Annotated in this window: 19 protein-coding genes and 1 pseudogene; 13 read left to right on the top strand and 7 right to left on the bottom strand. The window is 58.1% G+C overall.

Annotation, left to right across the window (positions count from 1 at the left end):
• Window positions 1–232: 232 nt before the first annotated feature.
• A complete protein-coding gene (locus CNE_RS24955) occupies window positions 233–1,513 on the bottom strand; it encodes an MFS transporter (protein WP_013953066.1) in 1,281 nt (426 codons plus the stop codon).
• A gap of 693 nt (window positions 1,514–2,206) precedes the next feature.
• Here CNE_RS24955 and CNE_RS24950 point away from each other — a divergent pair.
• From CNE_RS24950 to CNE_RS41095, 11 genes are all read left to right on the top strand, one after another.
• The gene (locus CNE_RS24950) at window positions 2,207–3,346 is read left to right on the top strand and encodes a polysaccharide biosynthesis/export family protein (protein WP_013953065.1); all 1,140 of its coding nucleotides are present in this window, start codon (window positions 2,207–2,209) and stop codon (window positions 3,344–3,346) included.
• The gene (locus CNE_RS24945; protein ID WP_013953064.1) at window positions 3,343–3,780 is read left to right on the top strand and encodes a low molecular weight protein-tyrosine-phosphatase; all 438 of its coding nucleotides are present in this window, start codon (window positions 3,343–3,345) and stop codon (window positions 3,778–3,780) included. Before CNE_RS24950 ends, CNE_RS24945 begins: the two co-directional genes overlap by 4 nt.
• Window positions 3,781–3,791: 11 nt before the next feature.
• Window positions 3,792–6,056, top strand: a complete 2,265-nt coding sequence (locus CNE_RS24940) for a polysaccharide biosynthesis tyrosine autokinase (protein ID WP_013953063.1) — start codon at window positions 3,792–3,794, stop codon at window positions 6,054–6,056.
• A 336-nt stretch (window positions 6,057–6,392) separates the two neighbouring features.
• A complete protein-coding gene (locus CNE_RS24935) occupies window positions 6,393–7,847 on the top strand; it encodes a mannose-1-phosphate guanylyltransferase/mannose-6-phosphate isomerase (RefSeq protein ID WP_013953062.1) in 1,455 nt (484 codons plus the stop codon).
• A 30-nt stretch (window positions 7,848–7,877) separates the two neighbouring features.
• A complete protein-coding gene (gmd, locus tag CNE_RS24930) occupies window positions 7,878–9,008 on the top strand; it encodes a GDP-mannose 4,6-dehydratase (protein ID WP_013953061.1) in 1,131 nt (376 codons plus the stop codon).
• A 5-nt stretch (window positions 9,009–9,013) separates the two neighbouring features.
• Window positions 9,014–10,015 (top strand): GDP-L-fucose synthase, encoded by a 1,002-nt coding sequence (gene fcl / locus CNE_RS24925; protein WP_013953060.1) that lies wholly within the window; start codon window positions 9,014–9,016, stop codon window positions 10,013–10,015.
• A gap of 9 nt (window positions 10,016–10,024) precedes the next feature.
• Entirely contained in the window at window positions 10,025–11,317 is a 1,293-nt protein-coding gene (locus tag CNE_RS24920) for an O-antigen polymerase (protein WP_013953059.1), read from the top strand.
• Entirely contained in the window at window positions 11,292–12,494 is a 1,203-nt protein-coding gene (locus CNE_RS41565) for a hypothetical protein (protein WP_041228644.1), read from the top strand. Before CNE_RS24920 ends, CNE_RS41565 begins: the two co-directional genes overlap by 26 nt.
• Before the next feature lie 53 nt (window positions 12,495–12,547).
• Window positions 12,548–13,783, top strand: coding sequence for a polysaccharide pyruvyl transferase family protein (locus CNE_RS24910; RefSeq protein ID WP_013953058.1), 1,236 nt, complete (start codon window positions 12,548–12,550; stop codon window positions 13,781–13,783).
• Window positions 13,784–13,786: 3 nt separating this feature from the next.
• Window positions 13,787–14,944, top strand: a complete 1,158-nt coding sequence (locus CNE_RS39450; RefSeq protein WP_080569593.1) for a glycosyltransferase — start codon at window positions 13,787–13,789, stop codon at window positions 14,942–14,944.
• A gap of 229 nt (window positions 14,945–15,173) precedes the next feature.
• Window positions 15,174–16,544 (top strand): pectate lyase family protein, encoded by a 1,371-nt coding sequence (locus CNE_RS41095; RefSeq protein WP_148271659.1) that lies wholly within the window; start codon window positions 15,174–15,176, stop codon window positions 16,542–16,544.
• Window positions 16,545–16,677: 133 nt separating this feature from the next.
• On the opposite strand, the gene CNE_RS24900 is transcribed toward CNE_RS41095, so the two are convergent.
• From CNE_RS24900 to CNE_RS24885, 5 genes and pseudogenes are all read right to left on the bottom strand, one after another.
• A complete protein-coding gene (locus CNE_RS24900) occupies window positions 16,678–17,568 on the bottom strand; it encodes a glycosyltransferase family 2 protein (protein ID WP_049800644.1) in 891 nt (296 codons plus the stop codon).
• Entirely contained in the window at window positions 17,558–18,115 is a 558-nt protein-coding gene (locus CNE_RS24895; RefSeq protein WP_041228642.1) for an LbetaH domain-containing protein, read from the bottom strand. The genes CNE_RS24900 and CNE_RS24895 overlap by 11 nt, the downstream gene beginning before the upstream one ends.
• Window positions 18,116–18,160: 45 nt before the next feature.
• Window positions 18,161–19,420, bottom strand: coding sequence for a glycosyltransferase WbuB (locus tag CNE_RS24890; protein ID WP_013953053.1), 1,260 nt, complete (start codon window positions 19,418–19,420; stop codon window positions 18,161–18,163).
• 234 nt (window positions 19,421–19,654) lie between these two features.
• Window positions 19,655–19,768: pseudogene (locus tag CNE_RS43120) on the bottom strand (hypothetical protein); the annotation flags it as partial.
• A 154-nt stretch (window positions 19,769–19,922) separates the two neighbouring features.
• Window positions 19,923–21,302: an undecaprenyl-phosphate glucose phosphotransferase gene (locus CNE_RS24885; protein ID WP_013953052.1), complete on the bottom strand. Its 1,380-nt coding sequence runs from the start codon at window positions 21,300–21,302 to the stop codon at window positions 19,923–19,925.
• Between the two features lie 545 nt (window positions 21,303–21,847).
• Between CNE_RS24885 and CNE_RS24880 the strand changes: the two genes are divergently transcribed.
• Window positions 21,848–22,666: a hypothetical protein gene (locus CNE_RS24880; protein WP_013953051.1), complete on the top strand. Its 819-nt coding sequence runs from the start codon at window positions 21,848–21,850 to the stop codon at window positions 22,664–22,666.
• Window positions 22,667–22,696: 30 nt separating this feature from the next.
• Here CNE_RS24880 and CNE_RS24875 read toward each other — a convergent pair whose 3' ends face one another.
• Window positions 22,697–23,644: a helix-turn-helix domain-containing protein gene (locus CNE_RS24875; protein WP_148271658.1), complete on the bottom strand. Its 948-nt coding sequence runs from the start codon at window positions 23,642–23,644 to the stop codon at window positions 22,697–22,699.
• A 499-nt stretch (window positions 23,645–24,143) separates the two neighbouring features.
• Here CNE_RS24875 and CNE_RS24870 point away from each other — a divergent pair, with 499 nt between their 5' ends.
• The gene (locus tag CNE_RS24870) at window positions 24,144–24,944 is read left to right on the top strand and encodes a hypothetical protein (RefSeq protein ID WP_013953049.1); all 801 of its coding nucleotides are present in this window, start codon (window positions 24,144–24,146) and stop codon (window positions 24,942–24,944) included.
• Window positions 24,945–25,228 lie beyond the last annotated feature (284 nt).

Here is a 25,228-nt window from a genome sequence, read left to right as displayed (position 1 = left end):
CTGCCGTGGCGAACGACTACGTACAGCTCGTTTGGGCTGAGGGCAAAGAAAGAGGGTGTAGGCGCCACAGGGATGCGCCTACACCCTTAAGTTTGGCAACGGGGTCGCCGCTTGGCATTGTGCTGCATCGCAGCATCGGCGGTACCCCTCAAGCGATGGGAAGTACGAGTGCAGCATAAGGAAGTGCTCGGCCTGCCTGAAGCGTCGGGGAATTCTGACTTGATAGGGCGGTTCAGGCTTGTGGGCGCTGCTCCTTGATCAGCACGACCGCACCGAAACTCAGCAGGCACGTCGCTGCCATATACCAGGCCGCCGACATGGGGTTGCCGGTCAACTTGATCATTCCCGTCACGATGAACTGCGCGGTGCCGCCAAACACCGCAACGTTCAGCGCATGAGAAATCGCGGCGCCGCTGGCGCGAACCCGTGCAGGAAATGCTTCGAGCACAAGCAGGGTGCCAACGGCAGCGCCAAGTGCCACCATTGCGCTGATCAGCCCGACGCCAACCAGGACTGGCAGCGTGCCGTCTGCACGCACAATCATCAGGAAGACCGGGAAGACCAGAAGCACTTTGCATCCCGCCGTGAAGAGGGCCAGCGGCTTGCGGCGGGGCAAGCGGTCGATGAGCAGGCCGGACAGCGGCGGGATGACAGTCAGCAGCAGCGCGGACAACGTTGCTGCCAAGAATCCTGTGCTGGCAGGTACGTGCATCACGCGATGCAGGTAGCTTGGCATGTAGTAGACGATGACGTAGACCGGGATCGTTGACCCCATCCTGATCAGGATCGCCAGTAGCATGGTGCTGCGATGCTCGCGCCACAGATCGACGAGCGGCGTGGCGGCATCTCTGCCCTTTGTGTCGACGAGCGCCGCCTCGCGAAGCTGGCGGCGAACGTAGATGCCGACGGGCGCGATCAGAAGTCCGAACAGGAATGGAACACGCCAGCCCCAGGAAGCCAGATCCTCCGGCGACATCACCTTCGTGAGAGGGGCGCCCAGGGATGCTCCCAGCAACGCAGCGGCGCCCTGGCTCACGGACTGCCAGCTGACCACGCGGCCACGACTCGACACCGGTCCGGATTCCATCACGTATGCCGAGGCAACGCCGATTTCGCCGCCGACGGCGAAACCTTGCAGCGCCCGACCGGTGATGACGATGAGCGGCGCAGCCGCACCGATCATTGCAAACGGCGGGCAGAGGGCGATGGCCGCCGTCCCGACGGTCATCAGGCCGATGGTTCTCGTCATCGCCGCGCGGCGCCCGACACGGTCGGCGTAGGCACCGATCATCATCGCGCCAAGCGGCCGGATGAGAAAGCCAACGCCAAACGTGCCCACTGCCAACAGCAACGAAGTCAGAGGATCTTCCGCCGGGAAGAACTGGTCTCCGATCATCGCCGCGAAGAATCCGAACACGGTGAAGTCAAACGTTTCCAGTCCACTGACAAGAGACGTTGCGACGACAGTCTTTCGGAGTTCGCTTTCGCTTTTCTGAATGTCTCCTTCCCCCATCTTCAACCGTCAATGCTCCAATTCATGACTTTCCCCACCTAAGCGTGGGGCCCACTAAAGCAGGGTAAGACCCGGTCCGACCCCCATCAATAATCAACCCCGGCAAGCCTGACCCCTTGCCTGACCCGTTAGGGTGTAGGACTCCCTGTGCCTACACCCTTCTTTTTTTGTGCTTTGGCAAATTGCGGGAAGAAGGGTGTATAGAGGCGTCCGGAAATCCGGTGGGGAAGATGCGCCGGATCAGACGATCTTGCAGGCCAGTAACACGGCCGAAAGAACAGCAGCAAGCTGGCTGGCCCGGGACGAAACGCGCAGCGGCATGACGGAATTTCCCACGCTCGACGAGGCACGTATTCTGGCTCGATATCGCTTCGCGCACATCCCTCCTTTTTGCGGGTCCACTCTTACGTGGGGATAGATAACTCGCTAAAAACGCCGTTTGTGCCTTGAAGATGTAGCCGCTGGAGCCATACACTTCGCCGGTCATTCGCGTAATGACGCAGTGCAAAAAGAGCGCGCCACCGCGCCGAGCAACACGAAGCCAACACCGCCAGGTTCAAATCCGCAGGCAGCGCAAACAAGCGGAAAGGCACCAGCGTGTGCCATGTCGGACAAGCGGAATCCCCGCAACACAGCCCGCTCAGGAGACGGCGGACAATGCGGGCCTTCTTGTAACAAGGGAATAATCGAGACGTGCTAAAGCTTTCAAGCAGGCTGACGTTTGGCAGGGCGGTAATGTACCTGGGGATCGTTCCGTTGCTGGCATCCTGTGCACTCGCACCAGGGATGCGCTTCGACCCGCAGCGACCGCTCGATCCGGAGGACCCGGAATCGGTGCCCAAAATCACCCGGATCACGCCGGCGCTGGTGCGCACGCTGAACGCCTCCACACAGCCAGCGAACGCTGGGGTGGAGGAGCTGTTCGCAGACCCGAGGCCCTATACCGTGGGCGTGGGCGACATTCTCTCGATCGTTGTGTGGGACCACCCGGAACTGGTGTTCCCCACCCAAACGTACTCGATTGGTACTGCATACGAGATCCCGAACTACAGCGGCGCGGCCAACGTGCCGGGCTACGTCGTGAGTCCCGCAGGCACCATCCAGTTTCCTTATGCCGGTGTGCTCAAGGTTCTCGGCCGCACGCCGGACGAAATCCGCGGACAGTTGAGCACCCAGCTCAAACCTGTCGTCAACATGCCGCAGGTCACGGTACGCGTGCTCGCCTTCCGCAGCAAGCGCGTCTACATGGACGGCGAAGTCAAGACGCCTGGCCCCCAGAACGTCGACGACGTACCAATGACCCTGGTCGAAGCGCTCAACCGCGCCGGGGGTATCAACGTCCTGACGGGCGACAACAGCCGCATCCGCGTTTCGCGCGAGGGCAAGACCTACGTCGTCAATCTGCCTGCGCTTCTGCAGCGAGGCATCGACCCCGCCCAAATCCTGCTGCGCAACGGCGACATCGTTCGCGTGGAACAACGCGAGGACAGCAAGGTATTCGTGACCGGCGAAGTCGTGCGTCCTGTTGCCGTTCTGCCGCGCAACGGCCGCCTGACGCTCAGCGAGGCCATTGGTGAAGCCGGCGGCGTCAACCCCCTCTCTGCCAACGCCAAGGAACTCTACGTTATCCGCAAGAGCAGCGATGGCGAAGCGGAGGTGTTCCACCTCGACGGCAAGTCCCCTGTCTCTTTTGCCCTGGCCGAGTCGTTCGAGTTGAAGCCGAGGGACGTTGTCTACGTGGATGCCGCAGGTGTGGTCCGCTGGAGCCGTGTGATCAACCAACTGCTGCCGAGTGGGAATTTCTTCACGTCCACGGCGAACGCGGTCAAATGATCAAGACCGTACTCGTGGTCTGCATCGGCAATATTTGCAGGAGTCCTATGGCGCAGGGGCTCCTCAAGGAGGCATTGCCGGATGCCAACATCATCTCCGCTGGCCTCGGTGCGCTCACGGGCAAGCCGGCCGATGCGCACGCCATCGCAGTCATGCACGAGATTGGCCTGGATATCACCGGTCATCGGGCCCAGCAACTGAGCCGCGCCATGACGACGCGTGCGGACCTCATTCTCGTGATGGACAACGCCCAGCGGCAAGACATCCAGCACTTGCACCCGGCCACCACCGGTCGGGTCTTCCGCATCGGTGAGCTTGCCAGGTTCGACGTGCCAGATCCCTATCGTGAAGCACGTCCCGCCTTCGAAAACGTGCTGCGGTTGATCCAACGCGGCGTGGAAGCCTGGGTGCCGCGCATCCAGGCGCTTCGATAACTGATTCACCAATGCAGATGAACCAAACTCCCCCTCCAGTTGTTGTGGCTGCGCCTCCGGAGGACGAGCTCGACCTCGTCCGGTACCTTGATGTGCTGCTTGCCAGCCGTTGGCTGATTGCATCCATTGCGGGTGTGGTGCTGGCGTTGGGGGTGGCGTATGCGTTTCTGGCTCGGCCAGTTTATCGGGCCGATATCCTGGTGCAGGTGGAGGACAATCCGAATAGCGCCAACAGCCTGCTGGGTGACGTCTCCAGTCTGTTCGATGTCAAGGCCCAGGCCACGGCTGAGATCGAGATCCTCCGCTCCCGCATGGTAGTCAGCAAGGCGGTCGACAATCTGCGGCTCTACATTTCGGCGAAGCCCAATTATTTTCCTTTCGTTGGTGCCAAGATCGCTAGCCGCGCCAAGGGTCTATCCGAGCCAGGACTATTCGGGTTCGGTGGCTTCGCTTGGGCCAAGGAATCGATCATTGTCGAGCAGTTTGATGTCCCGGAATCCATTGAGGGCGAAACATTCAAGCTGACTGCGCTGGGGGAGGGCCGCTACCAAGTGGAGCATTCCAGCCTGGACGCGCCCCTTGAAGGGCGTGTAGGCCAGCCACTGACTGCGCGACAGAGCGTGGGCGACTTCACGCTCCTGGTAAAGGACATGAAGGCAAAGGCGGGCATCACGTTCAACCTGGTGCGGAACTCGCACCTGCAGACAGTCGAAGACCTCCAGGATCAACTCAAGATCGTTGAGAAGGGAAAGCAGAGCGGCATCATCGGTGCTTCGCTAGATGGCACCGACCCAAAGGTTACGGCGAGCATTCTGAACGAGATTGGTGAAGAGTACGTCGCTCAGAACATCAAGCGTAAAGCCGCCGAGGCTGAGAAGTCGCTCGGCTTCCTGGGGGATCTCCTGCCACAACTCAAGGGCGAGCTGGAACGGGCCGAGGTGAAGTACAACGAGATGCGCAACAAGCGCAATACCTTCAACCTGAGCGAGGAAGGTAAGGTGTTCCTCCAGGAAAACGTGATGGCCGAAACGAGGCTGCTCGAGTTGAAGCAAAAGCGCACCGAACTATCGACACGTTTTGCTGCCTCCCACCCGGGCGTGCAGGCCCTTGACCAGCAGATTGCAGCATTAAGCTCGAAGGTCGCCGCTATGGCTTCCCGCATGAGAGCCTTCCCCAATGTGGAGCAGGACACCCTGCGGCTGATGCGCGACGTGCAAGTCAACAACGACCTCTACGTGGGATTGCTGAACAATATGCAGCAGCTCAAGCTCGTCAAGGCGGGCAAGGTCGGCAACGTACGGCTGCTCGACAATGCCCCGGTTCCCGAGGAGCGTGTCAAGCCCAAGAAGGGCCTGGTCATAGCGCTGGCTGCTATTCTGGGCGTTCTGATTGGTGTCGTAGTGGCCTTCGTGCGCAATGCGCTGTTCGGTGGTATCACCGACTCCCAGGACATTGAGCAGCATACGGGTCTGAGCGTCTACGCGACCGTGCCTTTATCGACCACCCAGGCTTTCCTCACCGAAGAAATCCGCCAGCGCAAACGCGGCAACTTCGTGCTTGCGGAACGTAATCCCAATGAGCCAGCGATTGAAAGTCTGCGCAGCCTGCGCACGGCGCTGCAGTTTGCCATGCTCGATGCGGACAACAAGCGCGTGCTGCTCACGGGTCCCACGCCGGGCGTCGGCAAGTCATTTATTTCGGCCAACCTCGCCGCGGTGATGGCCTCGGGCGGCATGCGCGTGCTGCTGATCGATGCCGACATGCGCAAGGGCCACCTGAACCAGTATTTTGGGAAGCCCCGTAACAACGGGTTGGCGGACGTACTGATCGGCAACGCGAGTGTTGACCAGGCGGTACACCGCGAAGTACTTGAGAACTTGGACTTTCTCAGTACAGGAAGCTTGCCTCCGAATCCGGCTGAGCTGTTGCTGAACGCGCGCATGGTGAAACTTCTTAATGAGTTGGAACACCAGTACGACCTTGTCCTCATCGATACGCCGCCCGTTCTTGCCGTCTCTGATACCGCGATCCTCGCCGCCCGCTGCGGTACGGTGCTTCTGGTGACGCGGTTCGAGAAAACCACCATCGGCGAAGTGACTGAATCCGCCAAGCAACTACGCCAGGCAAATGCCGATGTGAATGGCGTGGCGTTCAATGGCCTGGATCCGAATGCATATCGCTACGGATACGGATCGAAGTATGGACGGTATCGGTATGCGTACTACGGCTATGCAGCGGATACCGCGACCAAGCCGTTGACAGTCGAGGGCAAATGAAGAGCCGGGACGAGTTGAACCTGTCGGGGTCCGGGCCTACGTCGGATGCTATTACCGACGGCTGAGCCGGCATAGAGACCGGCCATATATCAGCCAGCTCAAAGAAGCGGGCGAGTCTGCGTGATGGGCGGTAAACACAGTCATTGTGCGCATCTGGCTACCGCCTTCCCACCGACCATCCGGACTGCTGGGTTGTCTGCTGAGGCGGCAATCCAGCTGTCCAGAGGGATTTCTTCCATGCAGGGATAAACCGTCGCCACCTGGCGGCGCGCCCTCACTCGTCTTGCCGACGTTGAGGGGCTGACTGACATTTGAATTGGCAGAAGGAGAGTTCGGATGCAAGACCCAGCCGTGATTGTTCCCGTTATTCTTTGTGGTGGCTCCGGAACACGCCTGTGGCCGCTGTCACGCGAAGGCTATCCGAAGCAATTCCTCAAGCTTCAGGGTGACCGCTCGCTGCTGCAGGATACATTGCTGCGTGTGCAGGAGATTCCGGGCATTGGCGCACCATTGCTTGTCACCAGTCATGCGCATCGGTTCATGGTGGCGGAACAAGCCCGCGAGATCGGTATCAGCGACGCCGAATTCATGCTGGAACCGCATGCCAGGAATACTGCCCCTGCCTTGGCTGCGGCTGCTTTGCATTCGCTGGCCGTGGGGCAGGATCCGCTGATGCTGGTGCTGCCGTCGGATCACCTGATCCGGGACGCGTCCGCCTTCGCAAACATCGTGACGCAAGGCGTTTCAGCTGCGCAAGCCGGAGCACTTGTCACCTTTGGTATCGCGCCCACCGCGCCTGCTACCGGGTACGGCTATATCAAGGCAGGTGCGCGCCGCACGGAATCGAGCTTCGAGGTTGCCTGCTTCGAAGAGAAGCCATCGCTGCAGCGCGCGAACCAATTCCTGGCGGAGGGTGGCTACTTTTGGAACAGCGGTATCTTCTTGTTCCGTGCCTCGGAGTTCCTTGCCGAGCTGAAGGCGTTTTCGCCTGAGATCGTGCGCGCAGTCCAGGAGTCCGTCAGCCTCGGCCAGAAAGACCTCGATTTCTTCCGTCTCGATGAAGGCGCATTTGCGCGCTGTCCGACCAACTCCATCGACTACGCCGTCATGGAGCACACCACGCGCGCGCAGATGGTGCCGTTTGCCACCGAGTGGAGCGACGTTGGCGCATGGGACGCCGTCTGGGAACTCGGCACAAAGCAGGGTGACGGAAATGTCACGACAGGTGATGTCCTCACGCACAACGCGAAGGATTGCCTGGTCCATGCGTCGCACCGCCTGGTTGCCATTGCGGGCATCGAGGACGTGATGGTGGTGGAAACACCCGACGCGGTGCTCGTGGTGCACAAGGACCAGTGCCAGGACGTCAAGGCGCTCGTGGACATGGTGCGCAAGCAAGGCCGTAGCGAAGCCGTGGACCATCGTAAGGTCTACCGCCCGTGGGGCAGCTATGACTCGGTTGACGAAGGCCAGCGCTACCAGGTTAAGCGCATCACGGTCAAGCCGGGTGCCAAGCTCTCCATGCAACTGCATTATCACCGCGCGGAACACTGGATCGTGGTAAAGGGCACCGCCCGCGTGACCTGCGGCAACGAGACCTTCCTGCTCAGCGAAAACCAGTCCAGCTATATCCCGCTGGGCACCATCCACCGTCTGGAAAACCCCGGCAGCGTCCCCCTCGAGCTGATCGAAGTGCAGAGCGGCAGCTACCTGGGCGAAGACGACATCGTCCGCTTTGATGATGTCTATGGCCGCGCGCCCGCCGCCGGATCCAAGGCCGAGCAGGCCTGATTGACTGAATCTCAGAACAGAACACCGACAATGACCAAGACGACTCAAAAGACCGCACTCATCACCGGCATCACGGGGCAGGACGGGTCTTACCTGGCTGAATTTCTACTTGAGAAGGGCTACATCGTTCACGGCATCAAACGCCGGGCCAGCTCGTTCAACACCTCCCGTGTGGATCACATCTACCAGGATCCCCATGTCAGCCACCGGAACTTTGTGCTGCACTACGGCGACCTGAGCGACAGTACCAATCTGATCCGCATCGTACAGCAGACCCAGCCGGACGAGATCTACAACCTGGGTGCCCAAAGCCACGTGGCGGTGAGCTTCGAGTCACCGGAATACACAGCAGACGTGGATGCGCTCGGCACCCTGCGTCTGCTCGAAGCGATCCGCATCATCGGCCTGGAGAAAAAGACGCGCTTCTACCAGGCATCTACGTCGGAGCTGTACGGCCTGGTGCAGGAGATTCCGCAGAAAGAGACCACCCCGTTCTATCCGCGCAGCCCGTATGCCGCAGCGAAGCTGTATGCCTACTGGATTACAGTGAACTACCGGGAGTCCTACGGCATGTATGCCTGCAACGGGATACTGTTTAACCACGAAAGCCCGCGTCGCGGTGAAACCTTCGTGACGCGCAAGGTTACCCGCGGCCTGTCAAACACCGCACAAGGCCTGGAGAACTGCCTGTACATGGGCAATATGGATTCGCTTCGGGACTGGGGGCACGCGCACGACTATGTGCGCATGCAATGGCTGATGCTGCAACAGGAGCAACCGGAAGATTTCGTCATTGCCACGGGCAAGCAGGTGAGCGTGCGCGAGTTCATCAGCCGAAGCGCCAGTGAGCTGGGGATCACGCTGCGATTTGAAGGGAAGGGTGTTGACGAGGTGGCCGTGGTAGCAGCGATCAGCGGTGACAAGGCACCGGCTCTGGCCGTCGGCGACGTGATTGTCAAGGTCGATCCACGGTATTTCCGTCCGGCGGAAGTGGAAACCCTGCTGGGGGATCCGGCCAAGGCCAAGGCCAGGCTTGGTTGGGAGCCGGAGATCACGCTGGACGAGATGATCGCAGAAATGGTTGCCAGCGATCTGGACCAGGCCCGCCGCCATGCATTGCTGAAGCAGCATGGATTCGAAGTCGCGGTCAGCGTGGAGTAACGGACATGAAGAATAACACTCGGATTTTCGTCGCCGGTCATCGTGGAATGGTAGGTAGCGCCATCGTCCGCGCGCTGCAGGCGTCCTCCCGTGCAGTGCAAATCGTGACGCGCAGTCACGATGAACTGGACCTGACTGACCAGCATGCCGTGCGCCAGTTCTTCGCGCAGGAGGATGTCGACCAGGTATATCTGGCCGCCGCAAAGGTAGGCGGAATCCACGCGAACAACACTTTCCCGGCTCAGTTCATCTATGAAAACCTGATGATCGAGGCGAATGTTATCCATGAGGCGTGGCGCGCGGGAGTCGACAAGCTTTTGTTCCTTGGCAGCAGTTGCATTTATCCGCGGCTTGCGGAACAGCCAATGGCCGAAGCAGCGCTGCTCACGGGGCCACTCGAACCCACGAACGAACCTTATGCGATAGCCAAGATCGCCGGAATCAAGCTATGTGAAAGCTATAACCGTCAGTACGGAGCGGACTTCCGCAGCGTCATGCCGTCAAACCTGTACGGTCCGGGCGATAACTATCACGCGGAGAACAGCCATGTCATCCCCGCGCTGATTCGTCGTTTTCATGAGGCGAAGCAGCATGACGCCCCCACGGTGGTCATTTGGGGTACCGGCAGGCCTAAGCGCGAGTTCGTGTACGTCGAAGATATGGCACGAGCATGTGTACATGTCATGGACCTTTCGCCGGAAGTGTATCGTGCCCATACGCTGCCGATGCAGAACCACATCAACATCGGCTCAGGAGAGGAATACTCGATCGCGGATCTGGCTGCGATGGTGAAGTGCGCCGTAGGCTATCAGGGGCACATCGAGACCGACCCTGCCAAGCCCGATGGTACGCCGCGCAAGCTTCTGAATAACTCACTGCTCAAAGCACTGGGTTGGCGAAACGAAGTCGGCCTCCAGGAAGGACTTCGCCTGGCATACGAGGATTTCCTCTCCTCCTTGGCGCAATCGAACACGAGCACGGAAAGTACCTTTCGCCATAGCCTCTAGCACTTCAGAATGTACAGTCTCGTCACGCTGCCGTTCTATCTGATACCCCTTGTCTGGTGCGCCAGGAGGGGCATCTTTGCCACTTCCACGGTCTTTTTTGTCTACACCCTGCTCGGGTGCTGGCTACTCGGCGCGCTGATTGAAAGCGAATTGGTCACGCGCTCCATACTGATAGCACCGTGGCTGATCAGGGTGGAAGATATTCCGTGGGTGCCAATGGCCGCCGTGAATTTCGCGGCTTTCGTTTCCTACAGACTATTCAGAAGAAGCAAGGGCAGGTCGCGTCGCTGGCAACCAGCACTCAATTTGCCATCAAACAAGAAGCTGCTGCGCTACGTTTGTATCCAGTTATTCGTGATTGCACTGGAGGTTTCATTGACGGTCTATCTGTACCAGGGCGTGCAGGAATGGGTGAGGGCCGCCTACGCGCGTACCGTCGTAGAAAGTTCCGCTCTGAACTTTTTGTTTCCGGTGATGATAGGCGTGAATGTCTATTGCCTCGTATTGCAGGTGCTGATCAAAGCCAAGCAGCCACCGCGATGGCTGCGCGGCTTGTTCCTGGGCGGTCTGGTGCTGCAATCGATATTCCTTGCGCTTTCGGGCGGGCGCTCCATTCTCTTGCTCTTCCTGATTTCATTATTGATCGTCCGGGTCAAGAGAATCACCGGGGCCGGTTTCCTTGGAATCCTGGCGCTGGCCGCCGCTTTTGTTGCAGCTTCTGGTTATATCATCTACGAACGGTATAGGGCACAGGGGGCGAGCGCTCAGTTTGAGATGAGTGCGGCGTCGATCGTTGAAGCATCCTATACCGGGCTACCGTTCATCGATCATATCGCCCTTTCAAAAATATATGCCGAGCGCCGCGGAAATGATTATGGAGAAGTCTATCTCAACGCCCTGGTGGCCTTCGTTCCGCGCGCGATCTGGCCCGAGAAACCGATCCAGTTGAGCCGTCGAGTTCGCGAAGAGTTCTTCGGCGATACGGACGGTGGGGTGCCGCCAGGCCTGTTTGGGGAAAGCGTCATCGCGTTCGACTATTTTGGCCTGGCCATGATGGCCTTGATCTTTGGATTGATTGTGGCAAAGGCGGAGAATTACGCCGCGAACGCACCAAATGAGGATCTCGGCCGGTTGCGTACCGGAGTCCTTTCGACGCTGATCGGATTTATCCTGGTCCGCGGTGGCGTGGATATCGGTGTGTATCGCGTGGGATTGATCGTCGTCATTTATCTGCTATTGGAACAGTTAATGATGAAATCCGTGTACAAGGCGCGCTATGTTGCTGTCCCTCATCCGCAATAAAAAACTGGTAAACCTGGTCATGGGAGCATTCATTGGCCAGGGATCGATGCTGCTTACGTCATTTGCTTTGATCTCCACAGGGCATCCGCTCGCAGGCGCGTTGACAACCGCATTGGGGGTAAATGCGCTTCTGCTCGTCGTGATCGACTGGGGCGGACAGGTGCTACAACGGCAGGCTGCGAGCGCCAGCGTCCAAACGCTGAACCCGCTCGAGTTCGCAATAGCGAGGCTTCCCATCCTGTTGCTGATGACGTTTGCCTTGATCGTGGTTCCGGCGGAACTCTACGGCGATACCGGGGTAAAACGCTTCTTGCTGGCCTCCGCGATAGGTCTCTGGTTCAGCATTGCGAACATGTCTGGATTTCTCGATGTGGCCGACGACGAATCGGCATACGGTCTGATATCCGGCCTCAATTATTTTCTCGTGGCCATATATGTCACGGCCAGCTTGCTCTTCGGGTTCTCATTGCGGATAGAGGTCGCCGGATGGATAAACGGTGCAGCGCTTGCATGCATCTCGCTGATGACTTTATTTTGGACGCGGCGCCAGCATGTGCTAAGGCGTGCGAGCTTAGACCGGAGGTCAATCGGTTATCTGATCAAGGAGGGATTCGTGGTTTCCCTTACGCTTCTTCCCGGGCAAGTCATAGCGCGGGTGATCTCCGTCTCCATTCTGGGAGCCGGCGGTGGGCAAGAGGCCGCCAAGTTCAATTTCATGAAGTCATTTTCCGGCGTCTTCAACCAGTGCGTGATTTTGTTAAGACGGTCGGGATACAGCAAGCTATACCGTACAACTGCGAATAGTGGCAATCGGAGATTCAGGACGTTCAGCGCTCAATACTCCACCATCCTGGTTGGTGTAGTTGGCCTGCTTTGCGGCGGGCTCGCTCTGTTTCTGGTTCGGGACAGAATGGGGCTATCCGCGTCCCTGATTCTTGCGGTTTGCGTCCACGGCGCCTGTTGGCTGCTCAGTTCTTCGTATTTTTATCACTACCAGATTGTTTCGTGGAATTGGCTGCCGTCGTTTCACGCCATGCTGACATGTATGGTGGTGGTAACGTCCGTTCTATGTTTCACCCGGGTCGAAAGTGCTGTCGCGGGGATATTGATGGAGCTGTGTGTCTCATTCTTCTGCTTCGGCATTATCTTTCTTGCCGATCGAACCCGTGTTGTCTGAGAGCATCCAGGCGACCGTCATTCAGATTTCGCAATAATATTTGGCGTGTACCTATGAAAGTACTCGTGGTGAATGCATATGGGCGCTCGAATCGCGGTGATTCCGTGCTGCTGGATGAGTGTGTTGCGGAAATCCGCGCCTGGAATCCCGAGGCAGCCATCTCGGCAGCTGTGTTCGAAGGGGCTGACAATGCGAGACTGGTTCATCCAGACATCGCTTGGTCGGAGCGGATCGGGAATGCACCGGGAGGCAAGGTGCGCACCCTTTGCTTGCTGCTGGCAAGCTGGCTCGCGACCGTCCCTGGCCTCCGGCGGCTGGAAAAATTGCTACCGCCGGAACAGCAAAATACCCTCAATGCCATGCGGGAGTGCAACGTCGTCGTCAGCGCACCGGGTGGCTATATTCACGATACGAACTTCGCATACATCATCGCTCTGTTCCATATTGAGCTGGCGGCAAGGCTGCAGAAGGCTGTTGTGCTCGGTCCTCAAAGCATCGGGCCCTTGCATGGCCGCTTTGCAAGATGGCTGGCCAGACGTGTCCTTGCACGGGTTTCCTATCTTTGCCCACGCGAGAGCTATTCAGCGAATTTCCTGGTTCGTGATCTTGGTATTCCCGAGCGGAAAATCTACCGGACAGGCGATAGTGCATTCTGGAATGACAGGGTGGAAGAAGAGAGCGCCGTTGTAACGCCTGAGTTACTGCGGCTTGGCCTTGCTGAGGGGAAGCCAATTCTGGGAATTACAGTTGTCGGCTGGACGTTTCCACGACATGCGCAGCCTAATGCCGCTTACGATTCGTATGTCGCGGCGGTCGCGGAAATCGCTGACAGAATGTCATTAGAATATGGGGTGTTGCCTGTTATTTTTAATCAAGTTTCAGATGATTTGCCGACTGCGTTACTGGTAAAGAAACGCGCTAAGAGTCGGATCGTTGTCGATGAGAAAAGCCATGAGCCATGGATACTTCGCGCCCTCATTCGACGCTCTACGATTTTTATCGGAACTCGATTCCATTCTTGCATCTTTTCAATGATGGCGGGGCGTCCGACATTTGCTATTTCGTATCTGCCAAAGACTGAGTATATTATGAGCGACCTTCAGCTGGGTAACAGATCCACCCCAATCGACGATGTCGACGTGAATCGCGTGGTTGAGAAGTTGTCGGACGATCTAAATGACCTCGCGCGTGCGGAATTGGAAATATCTTCAGCCGTTAGTGCTTATCAGAGAAATTTTTCGAGGCTGCAGGATGTTATGCGCTCAATAAATCCTGAGTATGAGGAATAAATAATGATCCATGCAGCATTTGTAGTCGCGTCTATTTCGAGGAAAGGCGGAGGCGTTGCCGAGGCGGTTAAGCTTTTGGCTAAAGCGGCAAAAGAGCACCCACGTATCTCGGTAGAAGTGATTACTTTGAAGGATGAGCACTTTGATACGGATATAGTAGATTGGTCTGGAATTAAGGTTACTTCATTTCGCTATTTTGGGCCCAGTAACTATGGCTTTTCGCCTGGGTTGCTGATGCACATGCTTCGGGGGAACTTCGACCTATCGCATGTCCACGGATTGTGGATGTTCCATTGTTTTGTCGTTTTGCTATGGTCAAAGCTTCGTGGGAAGCCCTATGTCGTCACCCCCCATGGGACCATGGAGAAGTGGATAGTGGCACGCTCGCCAGTTAAAAAATGGATGGTATCGAAGATATATCAGAACCGCTTCCTGAAGAGGGCATCTGCCTTCCACATTCTCACGAAGAAGGAGAAGACAGACGTCGACTCAATGGTGCGGCACGGCGCGTCGATGGTGATTCCTAATTTTCTACCCCTGGCGACACCAACGACAGACAAACCTCAGTGGTGGGAAGAAGAGTTTCAGAATAAGAGAATTTATTTGTTCTTCGGAAGAATTCACGAAAAGAAAGGATGGCGGGAACTTTGCGAAGCCTGGGATCTTCTATGTAAAACTGATGCTGAGTTCGCCGCGCGCTCACAACTTGTATTTTGTGGATGGCTTGACGGATCAGAAGATTTCCACATGCATGTTGAGGCGTTACGACTCGCACATGGAAATGCATGCTATGCGGGGCCGCAATTCGGAGGCGACAAGGCAGCTTCAATACAGGCCGCGACGGTATTTGTCTTGCCTTCAAAAAGTGAAGGACTACCGATGGGCGTGCTAGAAGCATGGGCGGCTGGAATTCCAGTTCTCATGACTGCCGCCTGCAACCTGTCGATCGGATTTGACGAAGGAATTGCCTTAGAGATCGGGGAAAGCAGCGAAAAGATTTTGACGGGACTTCGTGTCGCGGATAGCTGGTCGCAGGTTGATATTGATCGAATGTCTTCGGCCTCTAGAAATATCATTAGGAAACAATTCTCTGCAGATTCCGTTTCCGCGAAGGTGCACGACCTGTACGAATATGTACTCAAGGATGCGCGATTCAGCTAGTGAAAATGAAGCGTGGCATTGGCGAATAGCGTGCGACTCGCTTTGGAGTTAAATTATGACGAATCGAATGAGGCGGGCAATAGTCACCCGATGGAGTGGTGCGACACTCGGCGCAACCGCGTTGTGGCCATTTCTGCGGATCGTAGATTCCAAGGCAGATGGGGTGGTTGACTCCAGACGGTCGGTCAGTGTATTTGATTTTATGTCCGAATCGCAGCGAACCGCCGTAATGAATTTTGATTTCGGTGTTGACCAGCTGCGGGCAATAGAAAGGGCTCAAGACTATCTTCAAGCCAAGGGCGGCGGTCAAGTGTATTTTCCCTATGGGGGCTATGGAATCACAGGGCCTATTATAAATCGGGCGAATATTTCGTTAATTGGGAGCGAACGGCTGCCGACGCTGAAGAACGTCAATAAAGAATATTCATTTAGGATGTCCTCGATTTTTGCTCCAGGGAATTTCCACCCGGAGTATGTTGGGAGATTGAGGGCGGTTCCGTGCGATCGAATCAAAGTGGGAAGTGTTGTAATGTTGCGGAACTCGCGCGACGCTGCCACATTGAGCAAGGATGATTGCGTGATAATCATGTCTGATGAATATTATGTGTCCTCCGGGTTTAAAATTCCGAAGTATATTTTTTTGAATGAGATTGTTTCGGTGAATGGTGAGTTGGTGCAATTAAAATATAGTATTGATCGGGAGTTTGAGGGGGGGTTTATCAGATTGGATGGAACACAAATCGGCCGAGACGGTGTCCCTCTTTTTTTCTGGCGTAATGGAGAAATTAGAAATTTTAGGGTCGATACCAAAGGTTTCTATATTTCCGACTCTGCGACGCTAAATTGCAGGTTCGATAACATTCGAATAGATTCCGCAAAATGTGGGGTTTACGGAAACGCATATCAAAGAACGGTATTTTCCAATATCTCCGGAAAAGTGGATGACGGAGTTGGCGAGACATCACTTTGCTCCCTCATGACGCGAATTGAGAATTTTAAATTCGAGATGAGTAAGGGAAGCGGGGACAGGCCGCAGACAGGTATAAGTATTCAGGAGAATGGCCGGAAAATTGTCTACAGCAACGGAAAGGTAGATTTCGGATCGGTGAGGCTTAGGGCGGCGTTAGTTAACTACATTAATGCAGAGGAGTGCAGCGTCCTTGGCCTCGAGATTGCCCACCGCGGTGCTCATGAGAATGCCGTGGTGCAATATTCAGATGCGACGAGGGCGGGAAGAGTCGCCTGTGCCAATAATACCACGCAGGTACAGTACGATGGGGTGCGCTGCGCTCGCTATTACAGCTTCTCTGGTAGTGATGACCCGAATAACGTTGTTGGAAACAAGCTCGTGGAGAGCAAGTTTACGGGAACTGTTTCTTCCGGAGAATGTGGGAGAATGGTGGCCGTTCAGGGAAAAAATACCATCAGGCAATGCGATTTTGGGGACGGAAAACCACTCTTTGGCGCCACGGTAGCAAATCAAGAATTTGAGGATAGCTACTTGGCGGGTAATCGAAAATTAGAGCTTCCTCGAGAGTTCTTCAAGCGCAATGTCATTCGTGGTATCCGCTCGCATGGAGGCCTGCAACTGGCCGGCTAGCATACATGTAAAGCAGGTCCTCCAGTTGAGCGGCTTGGAGAACTTTGAGAGAGAGCAACGAAACGATCACGGATTGCATAAGGTGACGAGAGTCTCGTTGCATATATCCAGCGCTCGATTCGACGATGGGATTTTATTCTCGCACCATAATCTCCGTAGGATGTTGCGCCAGCTTTTCGGATGAAAGCTCTTGTGTCTTCAGGACAATAAAGTACTCGTAGATCGATTGCAGTGTAGCGTATGTGAATCCGGCTCTGCCGTCTAAAAAGCCTCGCTTTCCGAAATACAGAATCAAGAATTTCATAAGCGGTCGAATTGGTAGTCGGTAGAAGATTTCTTTCTGGTGGAATCTCCTTTGATGAAAATCGGAGCATGTGAACGCCTTTATAATGCTGAAGGTTGGTTGACGTCGCCGATTCTCGATAATCTGCTTGGCTTCCAGAGTGCTGTAGTTATTGTGCCGGTTTATCCAGTGATTCAAGCCTTTGCTGAACGGAAAATGATCGAGGTAGCCAGGGATCTTGGCCGTGGGTCCGTCTGGGATCAAGATAGGATTGATGAGTCGCTCATAGCGCATCTTCTCGGGGCGGAATAGGCGCAGGTAGTACGGAGAGGCCTGGACGTGTCTGAGCCAGGTTCCCATAAAGAAATCACGTCGCCTTACGCTGAACGCGACTTCCTCTTTTGCAGACTTAACTGCCCTGATGAGGTTCTGTACTAGTGCCGGGGTTATCCGCTCATCTGCATCGATGCAGAACACCCAGGGATGCTTGAATGGCAAATTCTGTAGACCCCAGTTTCTGTGTGTGGCTTCATCACCACCAAATGCGATCGGCGAGTTATAGGTTCGGCAACTCACCGTTGCGCCGAACTGCTGGGCGACGTCAACAGTTTGGTCGGTGCTACCTGAATCAAACACGTGAATGTCGTCGGACCAAGCGACGCTCCGTAGGCATCCCGGAAGATCCTGTTCTTCATTCTTAGTGAGGATAAGAATTGAAATGCCGTGCTTGCTATTTGTCATGCGGAGTTCTCTTGCCAATGGGCTTAGCCGGTACGCCGGCATAGACCGTCCACGAATGTTCCAAAGGCTTGCTGACGACCGAGCGCGCGGCGACGACGGCTCCGGGTGGAAGCGTTACGCCTTGCGAGATGAAGGCTTCAGCGCAAATCCAGACATGCTTCTCCACGGTGATCGGTTCAGCAATCAGTTGGAAATTCGGCGAGTTGTAGTCATGTGATCCGCCGCAAAGATGGGCTCCCTGGGAAATGACTGCGTAGTCGCCGATTCTTAGAAAGCTCATGTTGTAGAGGGTGACGCCATCGGCAATTCCGACGTTGTTACCTATGTCGAGATTCCAAGGCGCCCAGATTTTCACCGCCGGGTACACGTGTACGTCGGTACCCAGCCTTGCACCGAAGACGCGCAGCAAAAAGGCGCGCCACGCGTGGAGCGGGCGCGGGCTTGGGCGGAACAGGAACAGCCATACCGAGTTCCAAAGCTGGCGCGTCAGGCGATTGCGCAGCGTGAAAGAAGGCTCGACTGTCGGGTCGTTGCCTTCGATGATCATGGTATTCGGGCTGGTAGGTGATACGCTCATCGGTCTCCTTTCCGCCTATGACCTGCGCGCTGCCGGGCGTCCGCTAACGGCGCCTTCATGAATGGCTGCCGTCAGGCTTTCCTCGAAGCAGGCCAGCAGGCTGTCCAGTGCCAGGTTGGTTTCCGCGTATTGGCGAGCGGCGGCACCATAGGTGGTGCGAAGCGCATCGTTGTCCGCGAGGGTCTGGATCGCTGTCGCCAGCGCCAATGAATTGCCTGGTGCTACCACGATACCGCGCCCCTTGACGACGTGGGCCACCTCGGTGTCATTGCCGGCCGTGGCGACGATTGCCTTTCCGCTGGCGAGCATGCCCGTTAGTTTTGATGGCATGACAAGGTCTGCCGCGTCGGCACGTTGCGGCAATAGATGGATGTCTGCGCTCGCGAGAAGCAACGGGAGGCGCTCCACAGGTTGCAGGGGCAGGAAGTGAGTGCGGGGAAGTTGCTCGCATGCCTTCTCCAGTTCGGCCTTGCCCGGCCCATGGCCACAGATTATGAAGTGGACCTTTTCCGAGTGGCGGAGGATGCCGGCGGCTTCGCCAAGCATTTCCAGGCCTTGCTTTCGCCCCATGTTTCCCGAGTAGAGCGCGACAATCGCGTTTTTCGGGATTCCGAGTGCCTCTCGAATGCCTTGACCATCCACGCCCGGATGGATGGATGCGACATCGACCCAGTTGGGAAAATGGACCAGCCGGTTTGCGTCGACGCCCTTAGCTTGCGCAAGACGTTTCATGGCTTGCGAAATCGTCGACACGCGGTCGAATTTGCGCACCAGCCAACGTTCGACCCGCTCTACAAGTTGTCGTGCGCGCTTGCTCTTCAGCAGGCCCAGAGCGAAGGCCGCGTCGACTTCAAAGTCCTGGATATGCAGCCAGGTTTTGCTCCCGAACACCTTGCCGAAGAGCAGGGTCGCCGGAGAGCAGAACAGCGGAGGTTCGACAACGAAGACGGCATCGGGCTTCCAACGCGCCTGCCAGAAGAGCAAGGGCAGGGTACTGGCGGCGAAGGTTGCGAGGTGAACCAGGCGCTTGAGCCCGGAGGGCTTGCGCGGTACCCAGAGGGGCGCGCGCAGCACCGTGACGCCGTTGCGCATTTCCCGGGTATACGAAGACGCGCTAAAGCCTTCGGCAATTCTCCATTCGGGATAGTAAGGCGGTGCGGTGATGACTCGCACCTCATGCCCCTGCGCCACCAGCCATTCGGCCTGTTCCGACGTGTATTTGCCAATACCGGTCAGTTCGGGCGCGTAGTTGATGCAGTACATGAGGATCTTCATGTGAGTAATGTCCCGATAAGCGTGAGGATCATGGCCAGGATCTACGGAAGGTTCGAGGGATGGAGGCGGTTTTTCGCTGGCAGGCAACTCCGGCCCGGTGCCTTGGCGGCTCACCGTCTTACGGGCAATTAAGGCGGATGCCACTGTGACGGCGCCAATGGCGAGGGCGGCCGCCAGCAGATCGGTCAGCAGGTCTGAAAGGTCGGACGAGCGGTACGAAAACAACGATTGAATCAGTTCATCCATGCCGCCCAGCAGGGCAATGCTGGCCAGCGTGATGGCGGCCCGGTATCGGGAGAGGGACAGGAAGATCGCCCAGCTCAGGCAGGCATAGGCGCCAAGCTGCATCACCTTGTCGCCAAAGGCCCGGTTGAGCCCCTGCGCGTTGCCGGGGAGGTTGCCCACCACCAGCATGGTCAGGCAAAACAAGGCGGCGACGGTGAGCCAGAGCCTGCCCCGTGGGGAGAGCAGCGTTGCGGCGCTCTCGCCCGGGCGCGTCGGTTCAATACGCATTCCGCCCCGTCCACCCCTTGAACGCCGTCCAGAAAATAATCCTCACATCCATCCAGAACGACCAGTTCCGGATATAAAAGATGTCGTGCTCCACCCGCTTGGCCATCTTGTCCAGGGTGTCGGTCTCGCCGCGGTAGCCGTTGATCTGGGCCCAGCCCGTGATGCCGGGCTTGACGCGGTGACGCATCATGTAGAAGTCCAACTGCTCTTTGTACATATTGTTATGCGCCATGGCATGCGGCCTCGGGCCAACCACGCTCATTTCGCCCCTGAGCACATTGATAAACTGCGGCAGCTCATCCAGGCTGGTGCGGCGCAGGAAGGCGCCGATCGGCGTGATGCGGCTGTCGCCTTTGGTGGCTTGTGTCACGCTGCCATGCTCCGCATGAACCTTCATGCTGCGGAACTTGTAGACATGGATCACGCGGCCATCCATCCCGAGGCGCTCCTGCTTGAAGAAGACGGGGCCCGGGGAGTCGCGCTTGATCAGGAGGCCAATGATCAGGAACAGCGGCGACAGGGCGATGAGGACGAGCGCGGCAAAGGTTCGGTCGAAGATGGCCTTGATCGTGCCGCGTACGCCGAGCGCGGGCGGTCTGTTCATTTCCACCGCGGGCATGCCGAGGAAGTTGCCGACGTTGTGGTTGAGCAGGTCGAAGTCGAGCACGCTCGGCATCCACTTGATGTCGATGAAGTCATTGCGCAGGGAGAAGTTGATCTCCTGCATCAGGCGGAACTCGCTCATCGGCAGGGTGAGCCAGATCTCATCGATCCCTTGGTCGCGTGCGAACTCGGGGATTTGGGCGCTATCGGTGATGCGCCGGCGTCCTTCCGGAGTGGGCTCGCCTTCGGGGGCGTAGATGCCGCTGATCTTGAATCCGGTGGCGTGGCTGGCGGTCGCGCGGCGGTACATCTCCTGTCCGGTACGGCCATACCCAACGATAAGCACGCGCTTGCTGTTAGCGCCGGTGACGCGCAACAGGTTGAGCACGACGCGGCTGGCCACGCGCAGGCCCAGCAGGCCGGCCAGCGAGAAGGCGTACCAGTAAACCATCCACAAGCGGGAGAGGGAGTCGGCCTGGTGCAGCAGGTAGGTCAGCAGAATGCTGATCAGCCAGACCAGGCTCCAGGCGGAGAGCAGGCGCGTGGCGAGCGAGAACAGGCTACGGCCACGCCATGAGCTGTAGAGGTCGAACCCGGGCAACACGATGAAGGCGATCGCGCAGCCGAAATACTGCACGAACAGGTGGATCGGCGCGTGCGCGCTGGCAAAGCGAACTTCGCTGGCCAGTATTGCCGCAAGCCAGATGGCGCCGGCGTCGAGCAGGCGCACCATCAGCGCGAGCTGATCGTGATGCCTGGCAAACATATCGCGATAGACACCCATTGCTTCCCCCGAAGCGTTCGCGTAATGGGCGCTCAAGCGAGTGCCCATGCCCTTTTTTCTCCTCCGAACTTGCAGGCCGTGCACAGTGGCGGCCAGGCTCGTCGCTGGCATGCATCTTGGTGTGCATGCTCTTGGCGCAGACAAAGCAGAGTCGTGCGGGACTGCCTTGCGGCAGTCGGTTCCATGGCGTGGCTGCGGTCAGCTAGTGACCGGCCACTGGCCGCATCCTTGAGTGCCGTCCCTGGAACTGCAACGCTCTCTTCCTGCCGGCGCGCTGGTGGCGCCGGTGTGCTTCGTGTTTCTGGTGCGAATAGTGCGGTGCAGCGTGACCCGTCGGTACCCTGCGTAAGAAGGGAAAGTGGGGCGATGTTTGTGTGGCACCTTTACGTCGCTCTCTTCCGTTTTGAGACATATGGTCAAGTGCGAGGCGCCGCCACGGCTAGAGTCTTGCGTCGGCATTGCGCGCAACGCGGTAGTGCCGATCTCAAGCCGGTGTCACGGCAATCTTCCGCAGGATGCAACAAGACATGAAAGGGAACGTTTTTACCCGCGATGAGCTGGACGCCTATTTTTCTTCCTTCGTGGGCATGGAGGGAGGCAACCCGGCGGCAGCGGTCTGGATTTGCGATCAAGTGGCCACCACGGTGGGCTTGCCGCTGGCGGCGCCGCTGGCTCCGCAGCGAGTGCCGAACGCCTGGGACGCGCACTTTCGTGTCGCTCACGCACACCATATGGCAAGGTGGCAGACGCACCAGCGCATCGCGCGCATCATGTCGGCGGCCTGGGAAATGGTGTTGTTCGCCCGGCGCGATAACTGCAGCTGGCAGCGCTATCTTGCCGAGTATCTCTACCGTGCGCGCGGCTGGGAATTCAAGCTAAGCCTGTTTCCGCTGCCGACTCGCGCGGACAACGGGCTGCCCTGGAAGCGGCTGTATGGTCAGCAACCCGAACTCAATCCCAAGGTCAACTACCTGTCACTGTGCCGCAATGGCGGACGCTTCCGCTTCATCGAGGCATTGCGCCGGCGCCAGCGCCCCAAGGTGGTGATCTGCCTGGGCGAGCGTCACGAGGATGACTACTTGCACGCGTTCGGCATGCGCGGCCAGCCATACACCGAGCATGTCCTGAAGCCTGCTGACCAGGCACGGGTACTGCGCGTCTACCAGGACCAGGGCACGCGCCTGGTTATCTGCCCGGCGGTGGCCGGCGCTGCCGGCCTGGGATCGGACGTCCTGTTGAATGCAATGGGGCACTTCATCAGCCAGTGGCTGACGATCGCCGATTTCCAGATACGGCCAGAAGAGCCCGATCGGCACCGACAGGAAGAGCCCGAAGCCTCGGTGTGACACCGTTTGGCCACTGCGGCTGCGGTGTCATCACGCGGCATGACGCTGCATCCATTGCTGATAATCCTTGCCCTGGACTGCGATCGCGGCTTGCCAGAAGGCACGGTTGCCGGCGTCAGTCGCGTAGGCCCGCAGGTCGCGCGGTGACATGCCGAGGGTGCGGCGGAATGCGCGCGTAAAGTCGGACGGGCTGTTGAAGCCCAGCCCGTAGGCGATGTCGTTGACAGCCAGGTGGGGGTAGCGCACCAGGTCCTGCGCGGCAGCCCGCAGACGGCTCTTGCGGATATAGGCTTGCACGCCGCCTTCGGGTTCGAACAAGCGGTAAAGGGTGGCTCGCGAGATTTCCAGCTTTGACAGCAGCCTGGTGGGCGACAGTCCGGCCTGGCCGGGATCGGCGTCTATCAGCCGACGGGCGCGTGCCAGTACGGCGCTGCGCACCGCGGCGCGAGTGCTGCCGTCCAGGCCCACGCCTCGCCGCAGGGCCCCGACCAGCAGCTCCACTCCGGTGTGCATGGCGTGCACGGCGGCCTCGGGTGTCATGGTTGGCAGATCGCGACTGAGCGCGACGGCGTGTGCGACGGCCAGTCGGCTCAGCGGTGTGTCGGTCTCCACGATACGTCCATGCGCGGCCTCGGCTTCCATGAAAATTGCTTCCATCGTGATGCGCGGGACGAAGAATGAGAGCGCGCGTGTTGCCTCGCGCCGCATCTCAATCGGCTGCCCAAGGTCCGTCAGCAGAATACCTCCGTGGCGCGGCTGTGGATTGCGGCGCTCGCCCGCCACCACGCCGGCGCTGCCTTCGACGAAGACCTGTATCGCGTGATGCCGTGCCAAGTCAGTCGAGATACGCGCGAGGCTGCGTTGCAGCCTGACGCCGTCACAGCGGCAGTCCGTGAAAGACATGTCCGCGATCAGGTAGCGGTCGATGGCTGCGTGGAAGGGCGCAAGGAGGCTGTCGCGCGTGACTTCCAGGTCCATGACGTGCCCAACGCGTTGTCGCCACGCAAGTATCTGACCTCTGGCGGCCTGCGATCCATCGGCACCTACCTCGAAGTGGCTGTGCGGCAAGCGTTCGGGTTCGCCGCGCATGAGGTGGGCAGCGTGGCGCGATGGGGCAGTGACGTTTGACACGATTGATGGCGCGAAGCTTGCTGGCTGTTACCAGACGGTACAGAAGATTGGCACACGAGGGCTACTTTAACCGAAAGGCACGACGTACGGATGACAGGCGGGCACGCTTGTAGCTTGACTTGCTACGAGTTTATTGAGGCCTCGCGCGCGTAATTGCCGTGATATTGCGTTGAACGTTACCCCGCTTACGAAGGGAAACGAGATGACAACGTATCCCTCGAATGGGGGGAGAAAACACGCTGATTCGCGCGCAGAATCCGGCCGCTGCCTAGTTTGTGTGGTGCAACAAATCGCTGAGCGGGGGCTCAGCCTTTTGGCATCCTTTACTCACCCACGCGGTAGAGGCATGAAAACAGAACCGAATACAGTATTTACGCGTGAACAGCTCGAAGAATATTTCGCGTCGTATGTAGGGATGGAAGGGGGAAATCCGGACGCGCCAGTATGGTTTTGTGACAGTTCACCGCATCCGAGAGCGGAGTCGATGGTGGCGCCGCTGGTTCCGCACGCGCAAGCCAGTGCGTGGGACGCTGCGTACCGCCACAAGCACCGCGACCACATGGAGCGCTGGCAGTCGCACCAGAAGATTGCAAGAATCATGGCCGCAACGCGCGCACATTTCTTCAACACGCCCCTGGGCGAGCGGGACTGGAAGCATTACTTCGAACATCATCTGTACGCGCCGCACGGCGCGGAGTTCAAGCTCAGCCTGTTTCCGCTGCCAGCGCGGCTGATTAACCAGACACCGTGGTCGACGGCATTCCGCGGCCAGCCGGAGCTTGTGCCCAGGCAGCGTTACCTCGAGCTTTGCCGCGAAGGTCAGCGCTTCGCCTTCATCGACAGGATCCGCAGGCTCTGGAAGCCAAAGGTGGTGGTATGCCTGGGCGAGCGCCACGCCGACGATTTCGTGCAGGCGTTCGCGCTCGGGAATGTGCGCGGCGCCGACCACATCCTGCAACCGGCTGACTTGCCCAAGACCTTGCGCGTGCTCGAGCACGACGGCACCACGTGGATCATCTGCCCGGCACTGGCCGGCGCAGCGGGACTGACGTCTGACGTGTTGCTTGACGCGATGGGGCAGTACATTGCCGGCTGGCTGAGACCGGGCGATTTTCCTGCGCTCTGCTCTGGTGCAGACGCCTGTTAGCGAGGGTGTAGTGAGTCACGGCGAGCGTGCGTCGGCAATGCCGCAGTGCGGCTTACGTGGCTGCGCGCAAGGACAGGCTATCCCCCGCCAAGTAGGGGTGACACCGATTAGGGGATTTGTTTATCTGTGTGCTGGCGCGATCTGCAAGCTGCTGCAGCAAAAACTCCGCTTGCGAGCCGAAGCGTGGCACGACAGGGCAGCGTAGGGCGCCGGAGACTGTGCGCGGCAGTATTCCGTCGCAGGATTTCCCCACCAATGTATCGACGTACCGAAGTATCGATCTC

The organism is Cupriavidus necator N-1 (assembly GCF_000219215.1).
In the GTDB taxonomy this organism is placed as follows: Bacteria; Pseudomonadota; Gammaproteobacteria; order Burkholderiales; family Burkholderiaceae; genus Cupriavidus; species Cupriavidus necator.
Note: the sequence above shows the minus strand (reverse complement) of the source record. Positions and strands in the feature narration are given on the sequence as shown.

Excerpts from the sequence above, each read along its gene's own strand:
- CNE_RS24955 (WP_013953066.1), bottom strand. The coding sequence starts at position 1,513 with ATGGGGGAAGGAGACATTCAGAAAAGCGAAAGCGAACTCCGAAAGACT.
- CNE_RS24945 (WP_013953064.1), top strand. The coding sequence starts at position 3,343 with ATGATCAAGACCGTACTCGTGGTCTGCATCGGCAATATTTGCAGGAGT.
- CNE_RS24940 (WP_013953063.1), top strand. The coding sequence starts at position 3,792 with ATGCAGATGAACCAAACTCCCCCTCCAGTTGTTGTGGCTGCGCCTCCG.
- CNE_RS24935 (WP_013953062.1), top strand. The coding sequence starts at position 6,393 with ATGCAAGACCCAGCCGTGATTGTTCCCGTTATTCTTTGTGGTGGCTCC.
- gmd (WP_013953061.1), top strand. The coding sequence starts at position 7,878 with ATGACCAAGACGACTCAAAAGACCGCACTCATCACCGGCATCACGGGG.
- fcl (WP_013953060.1), top strand. The coding sequence starts at position 9,014 with ATGAAGAATAACACTCGGATTTTCGTCGCCGGTCATCGTGGAATGGTA.
- CNE_RS24920 (WP_013953059.1), top strand. The coding sequence starts at position 10,025 with ATGTACAGTCTCGTCACGCTGCCGTTCTATCTGATACCCCTTGTCTGG.
- CNE_RS41565 (WP_041228644.1), top strand. The coding sequence starts at position 11,292 with ATGTTGCTGTCCCTCATCCGCAATAAAAAACTGGTAAACCTGGTCATG.
- CNE_RS24910 (WP_013953058.1), top strand. The coding sequence starts at position 12,548 with ATGAAAGTACTCGTGGTGAATGCATATGGGCGCTCGAATCGCGGTGAT.
- CNE_RS39450 (WP_080569593.1), top strand. The coding sequence starts at position 13,787 with ATGATCCATGCAGCATTTGTAGTCGCGTCTATTTCGAGGAAAGGCGGA.
- CNE_RS41095 (WP_148271659.1), top strand. The coding sequence starts at position 15,174 with ATGAATTTTGATTTCGGTGTTGACCAGCTGCGGGCAATAGAAAGGGCT.
- CNE_RS24900 (WP_049800644.1), bottom strand. The coding sequence starts at position 17,568 with ATGACAAATAGCAAGCACGGCATTTCAATTCTTATCCTCACTAAGAAT.
- CNE_RS24895 (WP_041228642.1), bottom strand. The coding sequence starts at position 18,115 with ATGATCATCGAAGGCAACGACCCGACAGTCGAGCCTTCTTTCACGCTG.
- CNE_RS24890 (WP_013953053.1), bottom strand. The coding sequence starts at position 19,420 with ATGAAGATCCTCATGTACTGCATCAACTACGCGCCCGAACTGACCGGT.
- CNE_RS24885 (WP_013953052.1), bottom strand. The coding sequence starts at position 21,302 with ATGTTTGCCAGGCATCACGATCAGCTCGCGCTGATGGTGCGCCTGCTC.
- CNE_RS24880 (WP_013953051.1), top strand. The coding sequence starts at position 21,848 with ATGAAAGGGAACGTTTTTACCCGCGATGAGCTGGACGCCTATTTTTCT.
- CNE_RS24875 (WP_148271658.1), bottom strand. The coding sequence starts at position 23,644 with ATGGACCTGGAAGTCACGCGCGACAGCCTCCTTGCGCCCTTCCACGCA.
- CNE_RS24870 (WP_013953049.1), top strand. The coding sequence starts at position 24,144 with ATGAAAACAGAACCGAATACAGTATTTACGCGTGAACAGCTCGAAGAA.